This is a genomic window from Streptomyces sparsus (assembly GCF_054776295.1).
The window spans coordinates 1-3,002 of sequence record NZ_BAAHCA010000616.1; the positions used below are offsets into that span (position 1 = coordinate 1).

General features: G+C 73.5%; 3 protein-coding genes. 2 read left to right on the forward strand and 1 reads right to left on the reverse strand.

The features are described 5' to 3' along the window. Positions 1-489, forward strand: a 489-nt coding sequence (locus ACYVE9_RS21105) for a 4'-phosphopantetheinyl transferase family protein (RefSeq protein WP_461029461.1), incomplete at its 5' end; no start/stop codon positions are given. Here the strand turns inward: ACYVE9_RS21105 and ACYVE9_RS21110 are convergent. Further along, positions 444-1,658: a cytochrome P450 gene (locus ACYVE9_RS21110; RefSeq protein WP_461029463.1), complete on the reverse strand. Its 1,215-nt coding sequence runs from the start codon at positions 1,656-1,658 to the stop codon at positions 444-446. The two genes, ACYVE9_RS21105 and ACYVE9_RS21110, sit on opposite strands and share 46 nt — an antisense overlap. A 199-nt stretch (positions 1,659-1,857) precedes the next feature. Between ACYVE9_RS21110 and ACYVE9_RS21115 the strand changes: the two genes are divergently transcribed. Further along, a partial coding sequence (locus ACYVE9_RS21115) for a cytochrome P450 (protein ID WP_461029462.1) occupies positions 1,858-3,002 on the forward strand: 1,145 nt, incomplete at its 3' end.

The following is a 3,002-nucleotide window of genomic DNA, read 5'->3' on the forward strand; positions in this document are numbered from 1 at the left end:
GCAGCGGCGGTGGCGCTGACCCGGGACGCCGACGGGCTGGGCATCGACGCCGAACCGTGCGCCCCGCTGCCCGACCGAGTGCTGGCCCAGGTGGCCTCGGCGGCCGAGCGCGCCCACCTCGACGAGCTCGGGGAGACCGGGGCGGACGTGCCGTGGTGCCGGCTGCTCTTCAGCGCCAAGGAGGCGTACTACAAGGTCTGGTACCCCGCGACGGGCCGCTGGCTGGGCTTCGACGACGCCGAGGTCGTCCTCGAACCCGGCCGTGGACGCGGCTCGTTCGTGGTGCGACCGGTCTCGGGCGGCTTCCGCCGGTGCCGCCGGGCCGACTCGGCCTTCAACCCGGTCGCCACCGGGTTCCCGGCCCTGCGCGGAGGCTGGGCAGCCGGTGCGGGCGTCGTGGTGACCGCGCTCGCCGCGCCGGCGGGCTCGCTGTCCCGTCCGGCTCAGGCGGGACGCACCGCCACCGGCACACTTCGGTGGGCCCAGTAGGGGAACCGGAAACCGCCCTCGCTGGGCTCCCACACCCCCTCGCCCGCCGACTCGATGTCCGCGAATCGGGCGACCAGCCGCTCGAAGACCACCGCCCCCTCCATCCGCGCCAGCGCCGCGCCGAGGCAGTGGTGCACTCCGCCGCCGAAACTGAGGTGCGGGTTGGGCGACCTGGTCAGGTCGGCCCGGTCCGGGGCGTGGAACACCCGCTCGTCGTGGTTGGCGGAAGCGAGCAACAGCACCACCACCCGCCCCTTGCGGATCGTCAGTCCGGCGATCTCGATCGGTTCCAGGGCCAGCCGGGTGGTGGCGTGGATGGGCGCGTCGTAGCGCATGAACTCCTCCAGCGCGCTGCCGACGACGCCCGGATCGGCCCGCAACTGCCGCTGGGTGTGCGGCTGCCGGACGAGGAGGTCACCGCCGGTGGCGATGGTGTTGGTCGTCGTCTCGAAGCCCGCGTAGTAGACGAACAGCGCGTTGTCGATGATCTCCTCGTCGGTCAGCGGCTCCTCGCCGTCCTTGACCGCGGCGAGCATCCGCGACAGCAGGTCCTCGCCGGGGCGGCGCCTGCGCTCGCGGACCAGCCCGGCCATGTACTCACGCAGCTCGACCACGGCCCCGTGCGCCTCGCGCTGCTTCTCCGGCGGGATGAACACCGCGAACGCCTGGGCGAGCGAGGTGGAGAGGCGGGCGATGTCGGCCCGGTCGGGCCGGGGGATGTCCAGCAGCTCGCTCATCACCGTCATCGGTACGGGCACGGCCAGGTCGGCGACGAGGTCGAAACGCCGCTCGTCGGCGAACCGGTCCAGCAGTCCGTCGACGAGCCGGGCGATGGGCTCACGCAGCCCGCGCACCATCGCCGGACTGAGCGACTTGACCAGCAGGCGGCGCAGCCGGGTGTGGCCGGGCGGGTCGCGGTCGACGACGATGCGCCGCAGATAGTCGTTGGCCGGCCCCTCGCCCACCGACACCGCCTGGTACTCCTCGGGGAACTCCCGGCCGAGCCGGGGGTCGCGGAGCAGCGCGGAGACCTCCTCGTGCCGCGGGAAGACCCACTGTCCCGGGCCTCCCCGGCAGACCGGGCCGTACTCGCGCAGACGGCGGTAGACCGGATAGGGGTCGCGCACCGCGCGCGCGTCGTCCAGCAGGAAGCGCGGCATGTTCAGCACGGTGTTCAACGCTGCGTCACCTCCCGGCACCCTCGGGTGCGCGGCTCGGGTCCGGTGGTTGCCCTGGCCCGCCCAGTCTGCGAGCCCGGCGCCGGACGGCGGACGGCGGTGAAGGACTGGCGACAGGTTCCCGCACCCCCGCTCCGGAGCTGTCACGCTCAGCGGACACCACGCGCACACCACAGGAGGCGTCGGCCGCATGCGAGAGCTGCCCGTCAAGTTCGACTCCCGCGATCCCGCCGTGGTCGCGGACCCCTACCGGGTGTACGCCGACCTGCGCGCGGCGGGCCGACTGGCCCGCGGCGCGGCCGGCCAGTGGGTGGTCTCCCACCACGAGGACGTCAGCCGACTGCTCAAGGACCGCCGGCTCGGGCACGAGTACCCGCCGGAGTACCACGAGTTCTCCACCGGGGCGGGGCCCGCCAACGAGTTCCTGAAGCGGATCGTGCTGGACCAGGACGCGCCCGCGCACACCTTCCTGCGGGGCATCATGCAGCGTTCGTTCAGCCCGGGGCTGATGCGCAGGCTGGAGGACTACGTCGCCACCCAGGTGGACCGGCTGATGGCCGAGGCCCAGGACCGGGCGGGGCCCGGCGGGGTGCTGGACGTGGTGGGCGACCTGGCCTTCCCGTTGCCGGTCACGGTGGTCTGCGAGCTGATCGGCATCCCGGACGTGGACCGGGACGCGGTGCGGCCGCACGCCGTGGAGCTGGCCAAGGCGTTCGCCCTGTACGTGCCCGTCGAGGAGCGGGCGGCGGCGCACGAGGCGGTGACGTGGCTGCGCGACTACGTCTCGGCGCTGGTCGACGAGCGGGCGAGACGGCCCGCCGACGACCTGGTCAGCAACCTGCTGGCCGCCCGGCGCACGCATCCCGGCTTCGACCGGGAGACGCTGGTGGACAACGTGGTCTTCCTGTTCTTCGCGGGCTTCGAGACCACCACGAACCTGATCTCCACGATCTTCTCCGCACTGCTGGAACGCCCGGACCAGTGCGCCCTGTTGCGCGACCGGCCGGAGTTGGCGATCCCGGCCGTCGAGGAGTTCCTGCGTTACGACGCGCCGATCCAGGCCACCGCGCGCTACGTGAGGGAAGCGGTGGAGATCGACGGCCGCACCGTGCGTGCGGGCCGCATCCTGGTGCTGCTCCTGGGGTCCGCCAACCACGACCCGGCCCGGTTTCCCGACCCCGAGCGGCTCGACATCACTCGCGACCCCAACCCGCACGTGAGCTTCGGCGGCGGAGTGCACCACTGCCTCGGCGCGGCGCTGGCCCAGGTGGAGGGGCGCGCCGTCCTGCGGTGGCTGGCGCACGCTCCGGGCACGCCGGCCGCGGCGGGCACGGT